At 73.7% G+C, this 17,651-nt stretch carries 19 protein-coding genes and 1 pseudogene; 7 read left to right on the forward strand and 13 right to left on the reverse strand.

Going from position 1 to position 17,651, the window contains the following annotated elements; translation table 11 throughout:
* Positions 1 to 12: 12 nt before the first annotated feature.
* Positions 13 to 1,443 carry a pyruvate kinase gene (pyk, locus tag VM636_RS09300; RefSeq protein ID WP_030421371.1) on the forward strand — a complete coding sequence of 477 codons (1,431 nt, stop codon included), beginning with the start codon at positions 13 to 15 and terminating at the stop codon, positions 1,441 to 1,443.
* An 86-nt stretch (positions 1,444 to 1,529) separates the two neighbouring features.
* On the opposite strand, the gene VM636_RS09305 is transcribed toward pyk, so the two are convergent.
* The 4 genes from VM636_RS09305 to VM636_RS09320 all read right to left on the reverse strand — a co-directional run bounded on the left by VM636_RS09305 (position 1,530) and on the right by VM636_RS09320 (position 5,882).
* The gene (locus VM636_RS09305) at positions 1,530 to 2,921 is read right to left on the reverse strand and encodes a hypothetical protein (RefSeq protein WP_338484267.1); all 1,392 of its coding nucleotides are present in this window, start codon (positions 2,919 to 2,921) and stop codon (positions 1,530 to 1,532) included.
* Positions 2,911 to 3,519, reverse strand: coding sequence for a DUF6114 domain-containing protein (locus VM636_RS09310; protein ID WP_030421373.1), 609 nt, complete (start codon positions 3,517 to 3,519; stop codon positions 2,911 to 2,913). The genes VM636_RS09305 and VM636_RS09310 overlap by 11 nt, the downstream gene beginning before the upstream one ends.
* Before the next feature lie 115 nt (positions 3,520 to 3,634).
* Positions 3,635 to 4,267 (reverse strand): DUF6230 family protein, encoded by a 633-nt coding sequence (locus VM636_RS09315; protein ID WP_030421374.1) that lies wholly within the window; start codon positions 4,265 to 4,267, stop codon positions 3,635 to 3,637.
* A gap of 637 nt (positions 4,268 to 4,904) precedes the next feature.
* Positions 4,905 to 5,882: a tetratricopeptide repeat protein gene (locus VM636_RS09320; RefSeq protein ID WP_199809407.1), complete on the reverse strand. Its 978-nt coding sequence runs from the start codon at positions 5,880 to 5,882 to the stop codon at positions 4,905 to 4,907.
* Positions 5,883 to 6,130: 248 nt separating this feature from the next.
* Between VM636_RS09320 and VM636_RS09325 the strand changes: the two genes are divergently transcribed.
* Entirely contained in the window at positions 6,131 to 6,745 is a 615-nt protein-coding gene (locus tag VM636_RS09325) for a TetR/AcrR family transcriptional regulator (protein ID WP_053913599.1), read from the forward strand.
* A 47-nt stretch (positions 6,746 to 6,792) separates the two neighbouring features.
* On the opposite strand, the gene VM636_RS09330 is transcribed toward VM636_RS09325, so the two are convergent.
* From VM636_RS09330 to VM636_RS09355, 6 genes are all read right to left on the reverse strand, one after another.
* Entirely contained in the window at positions 6,793 to 8,493 is a 1,701-nt protein-coding gene (locus VM636_RS09330; RefSeq protein ID WP_338484268.1) for a methylmalonyl-CoA mutase family protein, read from the reverse strand.
* An 87-nt stretch (positions 8,494 to 8,580) separates the two neighbouring features.
* Positions 8,581 to 8,919, reverse strand: coding sequence for a DUF3817 domain-containing protein (locus VM636_RS09335; protein ID WP_030421378.1), 339 nt, complete (start codon positions 8,917 to 8,919; stop codon positions 8,581 to 8,583).
* A gap of 89 nt (positions 8,920 to 9,008) precedes the next feature.
* Positions 9,009 to 9,482: a hypothetical protein gene (locus tag VM636_RS09340; protein WP_338484269.1), complete on the reverse strand. Its 474-nt coding sequence runs from the start codon at positions 9,480 to 9,482 to the stop codon at positions 9,009 to 9,011.
* Between the two features lie 80 nt (positions 9,483 to 9,562).
* Positions 9,563 to 10,072, reverse strand: coding sequence for a MarR family transcriptional regulator (locus VM636_RS09345; protein WP_053913597.1), 510 nt, complete (start codon positions 10,070 to 10,072; stop codon positions 9,563 to 9,565).
* Between the two features lie 73 nt (positions 10,073 to 10,145).
* Positions 10,146 to 10,439 (reverse strand): MTH1187 family thiamine-binding protein, encoded by a 294-nt coding sequence (locus tag VM636_RS09350; RefSeq protein WP_030421381.1) that lies wholly within the window; start codon positions 10,437 to 10,439, stop codon positions 10,146 to 10,148.
* The gene (locus tag VM636_RS09355; protein ID WP_030421382.1) at positions 10,436 to 10,780 is read right to left on the reverse strand and encodes a DUF3817 domain-containing protein; all 345 of its coding nucleotides are present in this window, start codon (positions 10,778 to 10,780) and stop codon (positions 10,436 to 10,438) included. Before VM636_RS09355 ends, VM636_RS09350 begins: the two co-directional genes overlap by 4 nt.
* Before the next feature lie 176 nt (positions 10,781 to 10,956).
* On the opposite strand from VM636_RS09355, the gene VM636_RS09360 reads away from it, so the two are divergent.
* The 4 genes and pseudogenes from VM636_RS09360 (at position 10,957) to VM636_RS09375 (ending at position 13,617) form a co-directional block, all read left to right on the forward strand.
* Positions 10,957 to 11,589, forward strand: coding sequence for an AIM24 family protein (locus VM636_RS09360; protein ID WP_338486343.1), 633 nt, complete (start codon positions 10,957 to 10,959; stop codon positions 11,587 to 11,589).
* Between the two features lies 1 nt (position 11,590).
* Positions 11,591 to 12,241: an AIM24 family protein gene (locus tag VM636_RS09365; protein ID WP_030421384.1), complete on the forward strand. Its 651-nt coding sequence runs from the start codon at positions 11,591 to 11,593 to the stop codon at positions 12,239 to 12,241.
* Positions 12,238 to 13,040, forward strand: a pseudogene (locus VM636_RS09370) (AIM24 family protein). The gene VM636_RS09365 and the pseudogene VM636_RS09370 overlap by 4 nt, the downstream one beginning before the upstream one ends.
* A gap of 100 nt (positions 13,041 to 13,140) precedes the next feature.
* Positions 13,141 to 13,617 (forward strand): MarR family transcriptional regulator, encoded by a 477-nt coding sequence (locus VM636_RS09375; RefSeq protein ID WP_030421385.1) that lies wholly within the window; start codon positions 13,141 to 13,143, stop codon positions 13,615 to 13,617.
* A 1-nt stretch (position 13,618) separates the two neighbouring features.
* Here the strand turns inward: VM636_RS09375 and VM636_RS09380 are convergent, their stop codons facing one another.
* Both VM636_RS09380 and VM636_RS09385 read right to left on the reverse strand, forming a co-directional pair.
* Entirely contained in the window at positions 13,619 to 15,109 is a 1,491-nt protein-coding gene (locus tag VM636_RS09380; RefSeq protein WP_053913596.1) for a HAMP domain-containing sensor histidine kinase, read from the reverse strand.
* Positions 15,106 to 15,825 carry a response regulator transcription factor gene (locus VM636_RS09385; protein WP_051821419.1) on the reverse strand — a complete coding sequence of 240 codons (720 nt, stop codon included), beginning with the start codon at positions 15,823 to 15,825 and terminating at the stop codon, positions 15,106 to 15,108. Before VM636_RS09385 ends, VM636_RS09380 begins: the two co-directional genes overlap by 4 nt.
* Before the next feature lie 114 nt (positions 15,826 to 15,939).
* Here VM636_RS09385 and VM636_RS09390 point away from each other — a divergent pair, with 114 nt between their 5' ends.
* Complete coding sequence (locus VM636_RS09390) at positions 15,940 to 16,557, forward strand: PepSY domain-containing protein (RefSeq protein WP_030421388.1); 618 nt, start codon at positions 15,940 to 15,942, stop codon at positions 16,555 to 16,557.
* Positions 16,558 to 16,686: 129 nt separating this feature from the next.
* Here the strand turns inward: VM636_RS09390 and meaB are convergent, their stop codons facing one another.
* On the reverse strand, positions 16,687 to 17,643 hold the full coding sequence (gene meaB / locus VM636_RS09395; protein ID WP_030421389.1) for a methylmalonyl Co-A mutase-associated GTPase MeaB: 957 nt from the start codon (positions 17,641 to 17,643) through the stop codon (positions 16,687 to 16,689).
* Positions 17,644 to 17,651 lie beyond the last annotated feature (8 nt).

Raw genomic sequence — 17,651 nt, forward strand, 5'->3', positions numbered from 1 at the left:
TAGGATCGCCCCATGCGCCGTTCGAAAATCGTCTGTACTCTCGGCCCCGCGGTCGACTCCCACGAGCAGCTCGTCGCGCTGACCGAGGCGGGCATGAACGTGGCCCGCTTCAATTTCAGCCACGGCACCCACGCCGAGCACCAGGGGCGGTACGACCGCGTCCGGGCCGCGGCCAAGGAGACGGGCCGGGCGATCGGCGTCCTGGCCGACCTCCAGGGGCCCAAGATCCGTCTGGAGACCTTCGCCGAGGGCCCCGTCGAGTTGGTGCGCGGCGACGAGTTCACCATCACCACCGAGGACGTGCCGGGCGACCGGACGATCTGCGGTACCACCTACAAGGGCCTGCCCGCCGACGTCGCCAAGGGCGACCAGGTGCTCATCAACGACGGCAACGTCGAGCTGAGGGTCACCGAGGTCGACGGTCCGCGGGTGCGGACCATGGTCATCGAGGGCGGGGTCATCTCCGACCACAAGGGCATCAACCTGCCCGGCGCCGCGGTGAACGTCCCCGCGCTGTCCGAGAAGGACGTCGAGGACCTGCGGTTCGCCCTGCGCATGGGCTGCGACCTGGTCGCCCTCTCCTTCGTCCGGAACGCGGCGGACATCGCCGACGTGCACCGGGTGATGGACGAGGAGGGCCGCCGGGTGCCCGTCATCGCCAAGGTGGAGAAGCCGCAGGCGGTGGAGAACATGGCGGACGTCGTCATGGCCTTCGACGGCGTCATGGTCGCCCGCGGCGACCTGGCCGTCGAGTACCCGCTCGAAAAGGTCCCGATGGTGCAGAAGCGGCTGATCGAGCTGTGCCGTCGCAACGCCAAGCCGGTGATCGTGGCGACCCAGATGATGGAGTCGATGATCACCAACTCGCGCCCGACCCGCGCCGAGGCGTCCGACGTCGCCAACGCCATCCTGGACGGCGCCGACGCGGTGATGCTCTCCGCCGAGTCGAGCGTGGGCGCCTACCCGGTCGAGACGGTCAAGACCATGTCGAAGATCGTCCGGGCCGCCGAGCAGGAGCTGCTCTCCAAGGGCCTGCAGCCGCTGGTGCCGGGCAAGAAGCCGCGTACGCAGGGCGGTTCGGTGGCCCGTGCCGCCGCCGAGATCGCCGACTTCCTGGGCGCCAAGGGCCTGGTGGCCTTCACCCAGTCCGGCGACACCGCGCGCCGCCTCTCGCGCTACCGCGCCACGCAGCCGATCCTCGCCTTCACCACCGACGAGTCCACCCGCAACCAGCTCGCGCTGAGCTGGGGCGTGGAGCCGCACGTGGTGCCGTTCGTCAACAGCACGGACGAGATGGTGGACCTGGTCGACCAGGAGATGGTCCGGCTGAGCCGCTTCAACGACGGGGACATCGTCGTGATCACGGCCGGTTCGCCCCCCGGCGTCCCCGGCACCACCAACATGGTCCGGGTGCACCACCTGGGCGAGGCCCGCCGCGCCTGAGGCGCGGCCGGGACGACCGCAGCGGCGCCGGAGGGCGCTCCCCGCACGGGCGGGGGGCGCCCTCCGGCCGTACGCGGGGTGCCCGCTCAGCTCGTGTACTGGTGCAGCCCGGGGATGTGCAGCGTGCCGCCGAACTGGCCGGCCTGGACGACCGTCACCTTGGTGAAGTAGATCAGCGGGATGTCCAGCGGGGGCGGGTGCTCCGGGTCGAAGGTGACCGGGATCAGCCCGAGCAGGTTGCCCGAGATGCGCTCCGTGTACATCACCGTGCGGCCGTCGCGGATCGTGGACGTCGAGCCCTTGGCCGCCTGCACGTGGTAGGTGCGGCCGGACTGGTCGTCCTTGACGGTCTGGTGCAGGTCGCCGATGTCGGTGCCCTGGGAGATCACGTACTTGAGCACCTTCTTGGTGGTGCCGTTGGCGGTGCGCACCTCGACGATGCCCTCGTAGGAGGCTCCCTTCAGCAGCAGGGAGCTGGCGTTGAGGTACCACGGGTCGTCCGGCAGCGGGACGGTGTTGTCGACGCCGCCCCGCGCGTCGGTGGCGACCGGGCAGTCGTCGAGGTCCTTGCCCGGGGTCTCGGTGGCGCTGGGGGTCGGGGTCGGCGAGGGGGTGGCCTCCTCGGCCGGCTCCTCGGCGGCGGGGTCCTGCGCGGGGGCGGTGGGCCCGCCGCCGGTCTTCCCGGCCGGGTCCTTGCCGCTCTCCGCGCCGCCGTCCGCGCCGGCGTCCTCGCCCGTGGCCTTCCCCGTGTCCTTCGCCGTGTCCTTCGCCGGGGCGGAGGCGTCCTGGGCGGGGCCGCCGGAGGCCGAGGCGCCGGGGGCCGGGGTCTCGCCGGCCTTGGCACCGCCGGTGAAGAAGTCCTCCAGCGCGTCGCCGATGTCCGTCAGCAGCCCGCCGCCGCTCTCCGAGGCGGAGGGCGCCGGGGCAGCCGGGGACGTCTCGGCGCCGCCCGCCTTCTCCTGCCCCCCGGCCTGCGGGGCGCCGGGCGCGGAGCCCGCCTCGTCGCCGGAACCTGAATCCGGCGAAGAGGGCGAACTCCCGCCCGTGCCCGTGTCCTTGCCGGCGCCGTCGGCGCCCGTGCCGCCCTGCGCTCCCTGGTCTGCGGCCCCGTCCCGCGGTCCGCCGTCACCGCCGTCCCCGGCCTCGTCCTCCCGGTCCGCCGCGCCGGTCGCGGAGGGCGTCGGGGACGGGGTGCCGTCCTGCTCCGCCCCCTCCAGGGCGGCCACGCACTCCTTGTACTCGTCGGCGGTCAGGCTCTTGGCCGCCGGGTTCGCGTCGTTGCCGTCGGCGAGCGCCAGCGTGGGCGTGAACCCCATGCCCATGAGGACCGCGGTGGGCATCGCCGCCAGGGCTATCGCCTTCCCGGCCGGCATGTGGAACCTGGTGAACAGCGGCTTTCTGGGTGCCGCGTGGCGCGGCCCGTTTCTCGCACGGGACGTGCCCGCGTCAGTCCCGCGGGTCTCCTCGTCAGCCGGCACTGTGCCTCCCGTTCGCCCCGTTGGCCGGGCTCGTTCCTGACAGATCGTTGTCCTGCGGCGCCTCGGCGGCCGGCGAGGGAGCCCCGTCTCCCGTCCCGTCCTCCGGCAGCGGCTCCGGGGCCTTCGCGGCGGCGGGCGCCGCCGGCGCCTCCTCCCGCGGGGCGCGCCCGGCCGCCACGCCCTCCCGGCCCGGGTCCCCGGACGGCGTGCCCGGCGCCCACGAGACGGCCATCGCCCCGCCGATGAGCGCCAGCAGGAAGCCGATGAGGAAGCCGCCGAGGTTGGAGACGGGGAGGGAGACGAGTGCCAGCAGGATCGCCGCCACGCCCGCGAAGACCTGGACGTGCTTCTGGAACCAGAGGCTGATGCCCAGGACGATCAGCAGCACGCCGATGATCAGGGACCCCGCGCCCGCCGTGGTGGCCATCGCCAGTGTCAGATGGCCGATCTGGAGGTGGGCGTAGGGGAAGTAGGCGATGGGGAGTCCGGCGAGCGCGACGAACAGTCCGGCCCAGAACGGCCGCGTGCCTCGCCAGACGCGGAACTGCTGCCTTCGGCGGACGAACTGGCCTGAGGCGGCAGGGGTCTCGGCGCTCATGGAAAACAGCTCCCTGGTACGGCGTTGCTCTGGTGGAGAGACGGCCGCGCGCCAGGGCGCGGCCGGAGAGGTGACGGGCGGGGGCGCCTCGGCTCCCCCGCCCGTCAGCGAGTGCCTAGTAGCACTCCTTGACACCCGTGGACAGGGACATCTTCAGTCCGCTGAGCTTGAAGGTTCCGGCGGTGGTCGCCCACGCCGTCTGCTTCACGTCGGTCAGCGTGGCCGAGTCGGCCTGCTGCGCGAATCCGTACGGGTTCGCGGTGTCGCCCTTCTTGATGCCGGGACCCTTGTTCGCGTCCTTCGCGGCGACACCGATGTCGATGCCGTGGAAGGTGGCGTCGGCCTGCAGGTCCTCGACGTCGATGTACAGGTTCTTGGCCTCGACCGGGTTCTTGCCCCCGCCGGCCGTCAGCATGAGGCTGACCGAGCCGAGCAGCGGGATGTCCGGGGTGACCACGGACTGGCACATGCCCTTGATCGTCGCCGACTGGAACGCCGAGACGGCGACGGGGTGAGCCGTCTGCTTGCCGTCCAGCGTGTAACCCGAGTCGATGGCGCCGTACTGGGAGAAGCCCGTGCCCTCGAGCCGGTCCGCCGTCACCTTGAACGACTGGCCGGAGACGCTGAACGAGGCGGCGAGCGCGCCCTGTGCCAGCGCGACGCCTATCGCGGCCGTGGCGGCCACGCTGGGCACCATGACCACGGCGAACCGCTTCCATCTGGTCCCGCCACGCACCTGGGACTCCATATTTCCTCCTTCTCGGACGTACATCCCCTGGCCTCGGCTCGCCCCGGTTCGGCGGCTCGGCCGGGCAGGGATGGGAGAAGTGCTACGTCCTCGGGAAGGAGAGCGCCCGCGCTCGGCGGCACGCGACAACGCGCCCGAATCACCGGCGTTCACCCCCGAGCGACAACCACTGGTCGCGCCTGACGCACATCACGCACAACCCTGCTGGGCAGGCTTCACCGGGTGGGCGAAGACCCCCCTGCCCAGGAACCGGCGCACCTGCCGCCGGAACCGCTCGGTGGGGACCCAGGGAGCCCCGCGACCCGACTGGCTCTCGGGCTGCGGGGAATGGACCGAGCGTCGCCGATCGTGGTGCATTCTCGCCGCCCGCACAAGGGGGTTCGTTACTCGCTGGTAACGGCCATCTGTCCGCAACACGACACGCCGCCGCCGGACGGCGACGCTGGGTGCCTCACGGGGCCGGAACAAAGAGGCGCCTAACCGGACGGACCCCGACAGACCGACGAGCCCGACTTACCGACAGTAACAGCGGCCGCGATTGCCAAGATTTGGCAAACCGCGGCCGCATCGCCGTCTCTTCGACGGCTGTTTCCCACGGGCCCCTCCGGTCGGCGACCGGCCGGGGCCCGTCCGGTCCTCAGTACAGCGCGCGGGCGAGCGCCCTGCGCGCCGCGGCCACCCGGGGGTCGTCGGCGCCGACGACCTCGAACAGCTCCAGCAGCCGCAGCCGCACCGCGTCCCGGTCCTCCCCGGCGGTCACCCGCACGGTGTCGACGAGGCGCGAGAAGGCGTCCTCGACGTGACCGCCGACCAGGTCCAGGTCGGCCGCGGCGATCTGCGCCTGGGCGTCGCCCGGACGCTCGGCGGCCTCCTGGCGCACCCGCTGCGGATCGGCGTCCTGCACCCTCTGGAGCAGTTCCGCCTGGGCGAGGCCGAGCTTGGCCTCGGTGTTGGCCGGCTCCTCGGCCAGTACGTTCTTGTACGCCTGGACGGCGCCGGCCAGATCGCCCGCGTCCAGCGCGCGGACGGCGGCCTCCAGCGCGGCGTCGTGCGGTCCGGCGGGGCGCTCGGGGGCGGCGGGGCGCGCGGCGCCCGGCTCCGCCTCGGGGTCGACGACCAGACCGGTCAGGCCGAAGCGCTCCTCGGCGACCTGCACCAACTGGTCCAGGGTCTGGCGGATCTGGGCCTCGCCGGCGGCGCCCTGGAAGAGCGGCAGCGCCTGTCCGGCGACCACCGCGAACACCGCCGGGATGCCCTGGACGCCGAACTGCTGCATCAGCATCTGGTTGGCGTCGACGTCGATCTTGGCGAGGAGGAAGCGGCCGGCGTACTCGACGGCGAGGCGTTCCAGGACCGGGCTGAGCTGCTTGCAGGGCTCGCACCACTCGGCCCAGAAGTCGATGACGACCGGGACCTCGGTGGACCGCTGCAGGACGTCGGCCTCGAAGCCCGCCTCGTCGACGTCGATGACGAGGTCGGCCGGGGAGACGGCCCCCGGGCCGCCGTGCCGGGCCGCCTCCGCGCGCGCCTGCTCCGCCTTCGCCTTGGCCTCCTGGGCCGCCTTCACCGCGGCGAGGTCGACGACCCCGCTCATGGACATGTTCCGTGGCTGCATGGGTCCATCCTCCCCCGTCCCCCGCGCAGGTGTGAAAAGCGGCGTGAAAGGCCGCCCGGATGTGTGCCGTTCGGCGGTGCGCCGTGTGGCGCCGGGTCCCCACCCGCGCCGGTGGTCGTCGCTCGGGCACGGGCACGCCCGCGCTTTCGCTACGACCCGTAGCGTAATGGCACAGCGGGCCGCCGTGGCGGCCGGCCCCGGTGATCTCCCTCACGGGCGGCCCGGGAACGGCCGGATATGGTCCGTGGATGCAGAGCAGCACGCGCGGGAGGAGCGCCGGGCGTCCGCGCAGTGCCGCGGCCGACGCCGCGATCCTGGCCGCGACCCGGGCGGCCCTGGTGGATCTGGGCTGGTCGAAGCTGACCCTGGGGGACGTGGCGGCGCGCGCCGGGGTCGCCAAGACGACGCTCTACCGCCGCTGGTCGGGCAAGAACGAGCTGGTCGTGGACGCGGTCGCCGAACTCTTCGACGAACTGCGGCTGCCCGACCGGGGCAGCCTCGCCGCCGACGTCGAGGGCGTCGTCTGGCAGTTCGCGGAGATCCTGGCCCGGCCGGAGGCGCGGAGCGGGCTGATGGCGGTGGTGGCCGAGTCGACCCGGGACGAGGCGCTGCGCGAACGCATCCGGGCCTCCATCGTGGAGCGGCAGAAACGGCTGGTGGTGGAGGGCAAGGCCCGCGCGCGGGCGCGCGGCGAACTGCCGCCGCAGACCGATCCGGCCGAGGCGGGCCGCACCGCCGACCTGGTCTTCGACGTGGTGGCGGGCGCCGTGGTGCACCGCACCCTGGTCAGCGGGGAGCCGGCCGACGAGACGTGGATACGCGGCTTCACCCGCCTGCTGATCCGGGGGCTGCGGGAGGCGTGAGGCGGGGGGCCGGCGACGGGCGGCCCGCGCGCCTCGCCGGCGGCCCGTCAGAAGACCGGGGGCTCGGTGTACTCGCCCCACTCCGCGCGCAGCACCCCGCAGATCTCCCCGAGGGTCGCCTCCGCGCGGGCCGCGTCGAGCATCGGCCCGATCGTGTGCGCGCCGGAGCGGACGGCGCCGGTCAGGGCGTTTAGGGCGCCCCGTACGGACCGGTCGTCGCGGGCGGCGCGGCGGGCGCCGAGCGCGCGCACCTGCTCGCGCTCGACCTCGTGGCCGACCCGGAGGATCTCCAGGTCGCCGGTGACGGACCCGGTGTGGACGTTGACGCCGACGACCTTCCGCTCGCCCTTCTCCAGGGCCCGCTGGTGGCGGAAGGCGGACTCGGCGATCTCGCCGGTGAACCAGCCCTCCTCGATGCCGCGCAGGATGCCGGAGGTGACGGGGCCGACGGGGTGCCGTCCGTCGGGGCGGGCCCGCCTGCCGAGTTCCAGGATCCGTTCGAAGATCCGCTCGGCGTCGGCCTCGATCCGGTCCGTGAGCCGCTCGACGTACCAGGAGCCGCCGAGCGGGTCGGCGACGTTGGCGACGCCGGTCTCCTCCATCAGCACCTGCTGGGTGCGCAGGGCGATCTCGGCGGCCTGCTCGCCGGGGAGCGCCAGCGTCTCGTCCAGGGCGTTGGTGTGCAGGGAGTTGGTGCCGCCGAGGACCGCGGCCAGCGCCTCCACGGCGGTGCGCACCACGTTGTTGTACGGCTGCTGGGCGGTGAGCGAGACGCCGGCGGTCTGGGTGTGGAAGCGCAGCCGCTGAGCCCGCTCCCCGCGCGCGCCGTAGGTGTCGCGCATCCAGCGGGCCCAGACGCGGCGGGCGGCGCGGAACTTGGCGATCTCCTCGAAGAAGTCGACGTGCGCGTCGAAGAAGAAGGACAGGCCCGGTGCGAAGACGTCCACGTCCAGTCCGCGGCTGAGTCCCAGCTCCACGTACCCGAAGCCGTCCGCGAGGGTGTACGCCAGCTCCTGCGCGGCCGTCGCCCCGGCCTCGCGGATGTGGTAGCCGGAGACGGAGAGCGGCTTGTAGGCGGGGATGCCCTCCGTGCAGTACTCCATGAGGTCGCCGATGAGCCGCAGGTGGGGCTCGGGCGGGAAGAGCCACTCCTTCTGGGCGATGTACTCCTTGAAGATGTCCGTCTGGAGGGTGCCGTCGAGCACGGCGGGGTCGACGCCCTGGCGTTCGGCGGCGACGAGGTACATGCAGAAGACGGGGACGGCGGGCCCGCTGATCGTCATGGACGTGGTGACGTCGCCGAGCGGGATGCCGTCGAACAGCACCTCCATGTCGGCGGCGGAGTCGACCGCGACCCCGCAGTGGCCGACCTCGCCGAGCGAGCGCGGGTCGTCGGAGTCGCGGCCCATCAGCGTCGGCATGTCGAAGGCGACGGAGAGCCCGCCGCCGCCGTTGCGCAGGATGGTCCGGTACCGCTCGTTGGTCTGCGCCGCGTTCCCGAAGCCGGCGAACTGCCGGATGGTCCAGGTGCGCCCCCGGTACCCGGTCGCGTACAGGCCCCGGGTGAAGGGGTACTCCCCCGGCCAGCCGATCCGCTCGAACCCCTGGTACCGGTCCCCCGGCCGCGGTCCGTAGACCGGCTCCACCGGGTCGCCGGAGAGCGTGCCGAAGTCCGCCTCCCGCTTGCGCGCGGCGTCGTACCGGGCCTGCCAGCGGCGGCGGCCCTCCTCCACGGCATCAGCGTCCATACACCCGAATTTACCGGGGTGTCCCGGCAGGGGGCGATCGCTCACCGCCGCGCGCTGCTCCGTGCGGCGGTGCCGGAGCGGGCGGGGCTACGCCTCGGCGGCCACGGGCGTCCCGGCGGCGGCAGCCGCGTCCAGCTCGCGGGTGATCCGGCGCTCCACGAAGAAGGCGGCCGTGGGCACGGTGCCGGCCAGCAGCACCCAGATCTGCTTCTTGACCGGCCACTTCAGCTTGGAGCCGAGGTCGAACGCGAAGATCAGGTACACGACGTACAGCCAGCCGTGGGCGATGCTGACGACCTGCGTGAAGTCGGCCGCGCCGTCCATCTTGAGCGCGTACTTGCCGATCATGCCGATGGTCAGCGCGACGAGCAGGACACCGGTCACATAGGCCATGATCCGGTAGCGGGTCAACACGCTTCGCTTCATGGACACGAGCGTAACCTCCCGGAAAACCCCCGCGACGGCGGGGAGCGCCAGGGTCTTTCGTTTGGATCAGGCCGGGCTCGCGGCCCTGGTCAGCGGGTGGCCTCCTCCGGCCACAGGACCCGTACGGGCACACCACTGCGCTCCGCGTACGCGACCACGTCGGCGGTGCCGCCGAAGCCCCGGGCGGGCTCGCCGTCCCACACCGCGAGGAGCGCGTCGGACAGGCCCACGAGGATCTCCGAGCCCGCCATGTGCGCCTCGGACGTCGACTCCTCCATGCCGGTCCCGTGCACCTCGCACGCCCGCTCCAGCAGGGCGTCGTAGGTGGCGTGGTGCCACTCCGGAAGAGCCGCGCGGTACCCGGCCGCCGGGATGACCACCTCCAGACGGCCCCCGTGCGCCAGTACGGCTTCGGCGAACCAGGCGTCGGGCCCGTCCGCGACGCACGAGACCCCGACCAGCCCGGCGGCGTCACACGCCCGCACGGCCACCCCGAGCCTCTCCCGCACCCACCGCTCCACATCCCCACCGAGCCCCCGATGCCCGGTGATCCCCATGCGCATGGCGTCCCCCTGTGAACGGACCGGCCGACGCCGCCGCGGTGCCGCCGGCGGCGGCCTGCGACGGGCGCGCCGGCCGGTGGTCAGTCGTCTTCGAAGTCGCCCGCCGCCACCCGCAGGGGGCGGAGCATGGTGAAGATGTCGGTGCACTCCTGGGCGTCGTAGGCGCTCAGGCCGAAGTCCATGGCCATCAGGTCGCGGGTGGCGGACTCGACGACCTCGCGGCCCCTGTCGGTGATGGTGGCGAGGGTGCCGCGGCCGTCGTTGGGGTTGGGGCGCTTGGCCACCAGGCCGGAGCGGACCAGGCGGTCCACGGTGTTCGTCACGGACGTGGGGTGCACCATGAGCCGTTCGCCGATCTTGGACATCGGCAGCTCGCCCGATTTGGAGAAGGTGAGCAGCACCAGGGCCTCGTAGCGCGCGAAGGTCAGCCCGTACGGCTTGACCACGGCGTCGACCTCGGCCAGCAGGATCTGGTGCGCCCGCATGATCGAGGTGATCGCGGCCATGGACGGGACACCGCCCCAGCGCTGCTTCCACAGTTCGTCGGCGCGGGCGATCGGATCGAAGGAGAGACTGAGCGGCTTCGGCACGGCACCAGACCTTACCGGCCGGTCATATGCCGGGCCCTGTCGTCTCGCCTTTCGGTACCGGCGCCCGCGCCGGTCATCCGGCGAGGTGGCGTTCGACCGTCTCGACCTTCGAGGTGAGGCCGTCCGTCACCCCGGGGCGCAGGTCCGCCTTGAGGACGAGGGAGACGCGCGGCGCCCGGCGTTCGACCGCGGCGACGGCCCGCCGGACGACGTCCATGACCTCGTCCCACTCGCCCTCGACGGAGGTGAACATCGCGTCGGTGCGGTGCGGCAGCCCCGACTCGCGCACCACCCGGACCGCGTCGGCCACGTACTCGCCGACGTCCTCGCCGACGCCCAGCGGCGTCACGGAGAAGGCGACGATCATGCGCCGACGACCCCTTCCTGGCGGGCGCGGGAGGCGATGACCGCGCTCTCGGCCTCGCGCTTGAGGCGGCGCTCGGCGTAGAAGCCGCCGCCCGGCAGCACGGAGAGGGCGAAGTACAGGCCGGCGGTGCCCAGGGACCACTTGGCGCGGTTCCAGGCGTCGGCCCAGAAGACGACGTAGAGCACGAAGAGGACGCCGTGGATCATTCCCATGGCCGGCACCGCGTTGAAGTCCGTGGTCCGCTTCAGCACGGAGCAGACGAGCAGCAGCAGGAAGGAGATCGCCTCGGGGCCCGAGACCAGGCGGAGTCGGCGGAGGGCGGTGGCGGTCTTGAGGTCCACGGGTCACCTTCGGTGGAGAGACGGGACGGATCGGGGGGTGCGCCGGTGCGGCGACGCTTTGTGAACGCGCGCACAAGCTCCCCCATTGTGGCAAACCCCCGCCGCGTCCGGCGCCGGGGGTCGCCCGGCGGCATTCCCCGCGTGTCCGTCCGGCGGATACCGTCGCCCCCGTGGCGATGTTCCGACTGCAGGGCAGCAAGGTGCTCGCCGTCGACCTGACCGGGGACGCCGTGAAGGCGAAGAACGGGTCGATGGTGGCGTACGACGGGGAGATGACCTTCAAGAGGCTGACGGGCGGGGGCGAGGGGCTGCGGGGGGTGGTGGGCCGGCGCCTGACCGGCGAGCGGATGACCGTGATGGAGGTGCGCGGGCGGGGCACGTGCTGGTTCGCCGACCGCGCGGCCGAGATCAACCTCGTGCGGCTCCACGGCGACCGGCTCCGCGTGGAGTCGGAGAACTTCCTCGCCGCCGAGGCGGGGCTGCGCACCGGCACCGACTTCACCGGGGTGCGCGGGGCCGCGCAGGGCAACGGACTGTTCACCACGACCCTGGAGGGGCACGGGCAGGCGGCGATCCTGTCGGCCGGCCCTGCGGTGGTGCTGCGGGTCAGCCACCGGTACCCGCTCACCGTCGACCCGGGCGCCTACGTCGCCCACCAGGGGGACCTGCGGCAGACCTTCCAGTCGGGCGTGACGTACCGCACCTTCCTCGGCGAGGGCGGCGGGGAGGCGTTCCAGATCCGCTTCGAGGGCGACGGTCTGGTGTACGTCCAGCCCAGCGAGCGGCGGACGATCGCGGGGGACCTCTGAGATGGCCTTCGAGGAGATCAACCCGCGGATGATCCGGGCCGCCGTCTCCCCCGGCCGGCGGCTGCTCGCCCGGCGCGGCGCGATGCTCGCCTACCGGGGCGAGGTGTCCTTCACCCCGCTGGTGCGCGACGGCGGGAACCGGGTGATGCCGGTGGTGGGGCGCCGGCTGGCCGACGAGGACGTGCCGCTGATGGCGGTCGAGGGCAGCGGCACGGTGTTCTTCGGGCACGGCGGCCACCACGTGCAGGTGATCCACCTCTGCGGCGACACCCTCTGCGTGGAGGCGGACCGGCTCCTCGTCTTCGAGGCGACGCTGGAGCGGGGCACGGTCTTCCTCGGCTCGAGGGACGGGCTGCGGGGCGTGGTCCGCGGCCAGGTCGGCGGGCAGGGGCTGTTCACCACGACGCTCACGGGGCACGGCTCGCTCGCGGTGCTGGCCCACGGGGGCGTCCTGGAGGTCCCGGTGGTGCCGGGGCGGCCGGTGCACGTGGACCCGCGGGCCTACGTCGCCCACCACGGGGACGTCCGGGACCGGCTGACCGCCGCGCTGGGCTGGCGGGACATGGTGGGGCGCGGCTCCGGGGAGGCGTTCCGGCTCGCCTTCGAGGGCAGCGGCACGGTCTACGTCCAGGCGTCGGAGGAGAAGCTGTGAGCGTCCCCGGAACCCCGGGCACCGGTCCGGTCGTCCACGACCCGGTCACCCTGCCGGGCGACGACAACGTCGACGAGTACACCTTCTGTGTGGAACTCGAGGGGAACCCGTGGTTCCTCCAGAAGGGCAAGATGATCGCCTACTACGGGACGGTGGCGTTCAACGGCATCGGGCACGGCCCGCTGGAGCCCCTGGTGCGGGGTTCGTTCCATTCGCCTCTGCACGCGAGCGACTGGGTGGTGGCCGAGGGCTCGGGCAAGATGCTCCTCGCCGACCGGGCCTTCGACGTGAACTCGTACGACCTGGATGAGGGCAACCTGACCATTCGCTCCGGCAACCTGCTCGCTTTTCAGCCAAGTCTCACGCTCAAACAGTCGATCGTGCCGGGATTCCTGACCCTGCTGGGAACGGGGCGGTTCGTGGCCGCCTCGAACGGCCCCGTGGTGTTCATGGAACCCCCGCTGCGGGTGGACCCGCGGGCACTGGTCGGCTGGGCCGACTGCCCCTCTCCGTGCCACCACTACGACCACGGGTACCTCAGCGGCGTACTGGGCGGTCTACGTGCGCTGACGGGCCTCGGCGGGGCCTCCGGCGAGGAGCACCAACTGGAGTTCACGGGGGCCGGGACGATCCTGCTGCAGTCGAGCGAGGAACTGGTGCCGGAACGTCCCGTGGGGGGCGCCCCGGAGTAGCGGGGGCATACTCGAAGGGGGTACCCCCGGCACGTCCGCCTGGGCGGGACGGGGTACCGGGCCTTCCCGGACAGCCGGGAGAGCACCGCCGCCACTGCGGGCCGTGAGCGGTAATCTGCGGAGTGTGACCTCGAACGCGTGCGCACCGTCCGCGTCACGGACCGACCTCACTAGTTCGTCATTCAACCTTTTAGGTAGACTTCATTCATGGAGACCGAGACGGCCACCCGCTGGCTGACCGACACCGAGCAGTGTGCGTGGCGCACCCACCTGGAGGTCAACAGGCTGTTGACGTACCAGCTCGAAAAGGATCTGCAGCCGTTCGGCCTGACGATGAACGACTACGAGATCCTGGTGAACCTCTCCGAGTCGGAGGACGACCGGATGCGGATGAGCGACCTCGCCTCCGCCACCCTCCAGTCCAAGAGCCGCCTCTCGCACCAGATCACCCGCATGGAGAACGCGAACCTGGTCCGCCGCGAGAACTGCGAGTCCGACCGCCGGGGGCTGTACGCCGTCCTCACCGAGCACGGCCGGGAGACCATGCGGAAGGTGGCCCCACATCACGTCGCCTCGGTCCGCAGGCACTTCATCGACCTGCTGGACCCCGAGGCGCTGACCGAGCTGGACAAGGCGCTGAAGCCCATCGCGGAGCACCTGCGCGGGCAGCGCGGACGCCCCTGACTCAAGCCGGCTGACCGAGCGGCAGGCGGAGCTCGAACAGGGCTCCGCCCGACGGCGCGTCCCCCACGGTGAGCGTGCCCCCGTGCCGGAGAGCCACGTCGCGGGCGATGGCCAGCCCCAGCCCGGCCCCGCCCTCGTCCCGGCCGCGGGCCTCGTCGAGCCGGACGAAGCGCGCGAAGATCCGCTCCCGGTCGGCCTCGGGCACCCCCGCCCCGTCGTCGGCGACGCCGACCACCGCCGCGCCGCCCTCCCGCCGTACCGACACCTCCACCGCCGTGCGGGCGTGCCGGGCGGCGTTGTCGAGCAGGTTGGCGAGCACCCGCCCGAGCTGCCCGCGCGAGCCGGACACCGCCACCGCCTCCTCGCCGCGCACCGTGACCCCGGTCCGGCCCCGGGCCTCCTCGCGGGCCAGGGCGGCGAGGTCGACGGGGACTGCGGCGGGCCGCTCCCCCGCGTCGAGCCGGGCGAGCAGCAGCAGGTCGGCGGCGAGCCGCTGGAGCCGTACGGTGTCCTCCACCGCCGCGTCCAGGTCGAGCAGCGCCGGGTGCGCGGCGGCGACCTCCAACTGGGTGCGGAGCGAGGCGATGGGGCTGCGCAGTTCGTGGGAGGCGTCGGCGACGAAACGCCGCTGGCGCTCCACCGAGGTCTCCAGCGCGGCCAGGGTCTCGTTGGTCGTCAGGGCGAGCCGGGCCACCTCGTCGCGGGTGACGGGCACGGGGACCCGGCGGGTCAGGTCCGCCGAGGCGGTGATCGCCGCCATCTCCCGGCGGATGCCCTCCACCGGGCGCAGCGCGCGCCGGGTGACCAGCCAGGTCACGCCCGCGACGACGGCGAGCAGCAGCGGGAAGCCGATCAGCATGACGGTCAGCGCGGTGCGCACCGCGCCCCGTGCCGCGGCGAGCGGGGCACCGGCGTGCACGGTGAGGCGGCCCCGGTCCCCGGTCTCGACGGGCACGGCGACGAACCGGTAGTCCTCCGTGTCCCCGTCGACGGTCGCCCGGCCGTCCCGGACGCCGGTGCGCGTGCCGATCTCCCCGGGGGCGAGCGGCTGCCGGGCGGCGGCGCGGTCGTCGTCATCGTCATCGTCGTCATCGTCGTCGTCATCGTCGTCGCCGTCGCGGTCGTCGTCGCGGTCGCCGAACGCGCCGTCGCGGGCGCCGGCGCCCGCGGACCGGTGCGGGCGGACCTCGGCGACCCCGGTGCCCTCGACCGCCTCCAGGTCCTCGCTGGCGGCGACCAGCCGGCCGTCCTCGTCGACGACCTGCACCGGCCGGTCGTCCGCGTCCAGCGACAGCCGGTCGTACGCCGTCCCGACCGCCAGTTCGGCGGCGACCTCCCGCGCCGTGCGCTCCGCCCGGACGCCCGCCTCCCCGAGCAGGCTGGTGCGCAGGGAGAGCAGCACGGCGGCCCCGGCGGCGCACAGGGCGACCGCGACCACGAGGGTGGCGCCGAGCGTGGCCCGCGCCCGCACCGAGCCGAGGAGCCGGCTCATCCCCCGGCCTCCAGCCGGTACCCGGCGCCGCGCACCGTGCGGATCAGCCCGGGGCGCAGCTTGCGGCGCAGGGCGCTGACGTACACCTCGACGATGTTGGGGTCGCCCTCGTAGGCGAAGTCCCAGACCTGTTCCAGGATCTCCGCCTTGGACACCACCTGCCCGGCGCGCAGCACCAGTTCCTCCAGGACGGCGAACTCCTTGGCGGTGAGGGCGGCCTCGGTGCCGTCCAGGAGGACGCGGCGGGCCGCGGTGTCGACCCGCAGACCGCCCACGACGTGGACCGCGCGGACGCCGGACGCCTCCCCGCGCCGCAGCAGCGCCTTCACCCGGGCGACCAGGACGACGTACGAGAAGGGCTTCGTCAGGTAGTCGTCGGCGCCGGTGTCGAGCCCCTCGGCCTCGTCGTACTCGCCGTCCTTGGCGGTGAGCATGAGGATCGGCACACCGTGTCCGGCGGCGCGCAGGGCGGCGCAGACCCGGTAGCCGTCGAGGCCGGGCAGCATGATGTCGAGCAGCACCAGGTCGTACGCGCCCTCCGCGGCCCGGCGCAGCCCCTCGCGCCCGTCGTGGACGACGTCCACCGCGTACCCCTCGGCGGTCAGGCCCCGGGCGAGGGAGACGGCGAGGCGCCGCTCGTCCTCGACGATCAGGAGGCGCGGCGGGCGGCGCGGGACGCCGGGGGCGGGATGGCGGGGGCTCACGGGTGGGCGCATGGGTAGAGGGTGGCAAAGCCGGCCTGAAGAACTCTTCAGGAGGCTTCAGGTTCCCCTCAGCGTCGGCCGGGGACAGTAGAGCGCGGGAATCCGACCGACTCGGGGAGAAACAGGATGAAGCGCAACATCGTGATCGCCGCCGTGGCCGCCGCCGTCGTGATCGGAGGCGGTGCCGCGACGGCCCTGGCGACCGGCGACGACGGGTCCGCCGCGCGGCGGGCCGAGGTGCGGGCCGCGGACGCCCGGGGGAGCGCCGACCGCGCGCCGGAGGACCGCGGGGGCGGCTCCGGGCGGGTGGACGCGGCCGGGGCCGTCGCCGCGGCGCTGCGCCACACGCCGGGCACGGCCGTCGCGGCCGAGCTGGACGACGAGGACGACGCGGGCGGGCGGCCGGTCTGGGAGGTCGACGTGCTGACCGGCGGCGGGGACTGGCGCCGCGTCCTGGTCGACCCGGCGGACGGCCGGGTGCTCGGCTCGCACCGGGAGCACGAGGACGACACGGCCGAGGTGCGGGCCGCCCTGAAGGGCGCCCTGGTGGACGCGGCGGACGCGGCGCGGGCGGCGGCCGGCGAGGGCACGGTGACCTCGGTCGAACTGGACGAGGACGGCCGCGTGCCCGCCTGGGAGGTCGAGACCCGCGCCCCGGGCCACGACGACCGCGACTGGCGCGTCGACCTCCGCACGGGCGAGGTGACCCGCGACCACACGGACGACGACCGCGACGACGACTGACGCGGCGGGCGCCGGGACCGCCGCGACGCCGCGGGCCGCGCGTCCGGCGGTGCCCCGGCGTGCGGTGCCCCGGCGTGCGGTGCCCCGGCGGGCGGGCGGCCTCCGGCCGGGGCCCGGCGCCCTCGGCCCTCAGCTCTTCGTGAGGCCCGCCACCAGTTCGTCGGCGGCGCGGTACGGGTCCAGTTCCCCGGCGACGATGCGCTCCGCGAGGGCGTCCAGGCGGCTGTCGCCGCGCAGGTCGCCGATGCGTTCGCGCAGGGCGGTGACCGCGATGGCCTCCACCTCGCGGGCCGCCCGCACCCGGCGCCGCTCGGCGAGCACGCCGCGCTCCTCCATCCAGGCGCGGTGCTTCTCCAGCGCCTCGACGACCTCGTCGACGCCCTCGGCGCGCGAGGCGACCGTCTTCACGATGGGCGGGCGCCAGTCGCCGGGCGCGCGGGCCTCGCCGAGGCCCAGCATGTGGTTCAGCTCCCGGGCCGTCGCGTCCGCGCCGTCCCGGTCGGCCTTGTTGACCACGTACACGTCGCCGATCTCCAGGATGCCCGCCTTGGCGGCCTGGATGCCGTCGCCCATGCCCGGGGCGAGCAGGACGACGGAGGTGTCCGCCTGGGAGGCGATGTCCACCTCCGACTGCCCCACGCCGACCGTCTCCACGAGGATCACCTCGCAGCCCGCCGCGTCCAGCACCCGGATGGCCTGCGGCGCCGCCCAGGCGAGCCCGCCGAGGTGGCCGCGGGTCGCCATGGAGCGGATGTAGACGCCCGGGTCGGAGGCGTGCTCGGACATCCGCACGCGGTCGCCGAGCAGGGCCCCGCCCGAGAACGGCGAGGAGGGGTCGACCGCGAGCACGCCGACCCGCCGGCCCTGCTTGCGGTAGGCGGTGACCAGCGCCGACGTGGACGTCGACTTGCCCACGCCCGGCGACCCGGTCAGCCCGACCACGTAGGCCCCGCCGGTCAGCGGGGCGAGGGCCGCCATCACCTCCCGGAGCTGGGCGGACGCCCCCTCCACCAGGGAGATCAGCCGGGCCACGGCCCGGGGCCGGCCTTCCCTGGCCTGGGCGACCAGTGAGGAGACGTCCTGCATCACAGCTC

Origin of the sequence: Streptomyces sp. SCSIO 75703, from assembly GCF_036607905.1 — a bacterium.
In the GTDB taxonomy this organism is placed as follows: Bacteria; Actinomycetota; Actinomycetes; order Streptomycetales; family Streptomycetaceae; genus Streptomyces.

Excerpts from the sequence above, each read along its gene's own strand:
- meaB (WP_030421389.1), bottom strand. The coding sequence starts at position 17,643 with ATGCAGGACGTCTCCTCACTGGTCGCCCAGGCCAGGGAAGGCCGGCCC.
- VM636_RS09380 (WP_053913596.1), bottom strand. The coding sequence starts at position 15,109 with ATGAGCCGGCTCCTCGGCTCGGTGCGGGCGCGGGCCACGCTCGGCGCC.
- VM636_RS09385 (WP_051821419.1), bottom strand. The coding sequence starts at position 15,825 with ATGCGCCCACCCGTGAGCCCCCGCCATCCCGCCCCCGGCGTCCCGCGC.
- VM636_RS09360 (WP_338486343.1), top strand. The coding sequence starts at position 10,957 with ATGTTCCGACTGCAGGGCAGCAAGGTGCTCGCCGTCGACCTGACCGGG.
- VM636_RS09340 (WP_338484269.1), bottom strand. The coding sequence starts at position 9,482 with ATGCGCATGGGGATCACCGGGCATCGGGGGCTCGGTGGGGATGTGGAG.
- VM636_RS09335 (WP_030421378.1), bottom strand. The coding sequence starts at position 8,919 with ATGAAGCGAAGCGTGTTGACCCGCTACCGGATCATGGCCTATGTGACC.
- VM636_RS09330 (WP_338484268.1), bottom strand. The coding sequence starts at position 8,493 with ATGGACGCTGATGCCGTGGAGGAGGGCCGCCGCCGCTGGCAGGCCCGG.
- VM636_RS09315 (WP_030421374.1), bottom strand. The coding sequence starts at position 4,267 with ATGGAGTCCCAGGTGCGTGGCGGGACCAGATGGAAGCGGTTCGCCGTG.
- VM636_RS09390 (WP_030421388.1), top strand. The coding sequence starts at position 15,940 with ATGAAGCGCAACATCGTGATCGCCGCCGTGGCCGCCGCCGTCGTGATC.
- VM636_RS09365 (WP_030421384.1), top strand. The coding sequence starts at position 11,591 with ATGGCCTTCGAGGAGATCAACCCGCGGATGATCCGGGCCGCCGTCTCC.
- VM636_RS09350 (WP_030421381.1), bottom strand. The coding sequence starts at position 10,439 with ATGATCGTCGCCTTCTCCGTGACGCCGCTGGGCGTCGGCGAGGACGTC.
- VM636_RS09325 (WP_053913599.1), top strand. The coding sequence starts at position 6,131 with ATGCAGAGCAGCACGCGCGGGAGGAGCGCCGGGCGTCCGCGCAGTGCC.
- VM636_RS09320 (WP_199809407.1), bottom strand. The coding sequence starts at position 5,882 with ATGCAGCCACGGAACATGTCCATGAGCGGGGTCGTCGACCTCGCCGCG.
- VM636_RS09375 (WP_030421385.1), top strand. The coding sequence starts at position 13,141 with ATGGAGACCGAGACGGCCACCCGCTGGCTGACCGACACCGAGCAGTGT.
- VM636_RS09310 (WP_030421373.1), bottom strand. The coding sequence starts at position 3,519 with ATGAGCGCCGAGACCCCTGCCGCCTCAGGCCAGTTCGTCCGCCGAAGG.
- pyk (WP_030421371.1), top strand. The coding sequence starts at position 13 with ATGCGCCGTTCGAAAATCGTCTGTACTCTCGGCCCCGCGGTCGACTCC.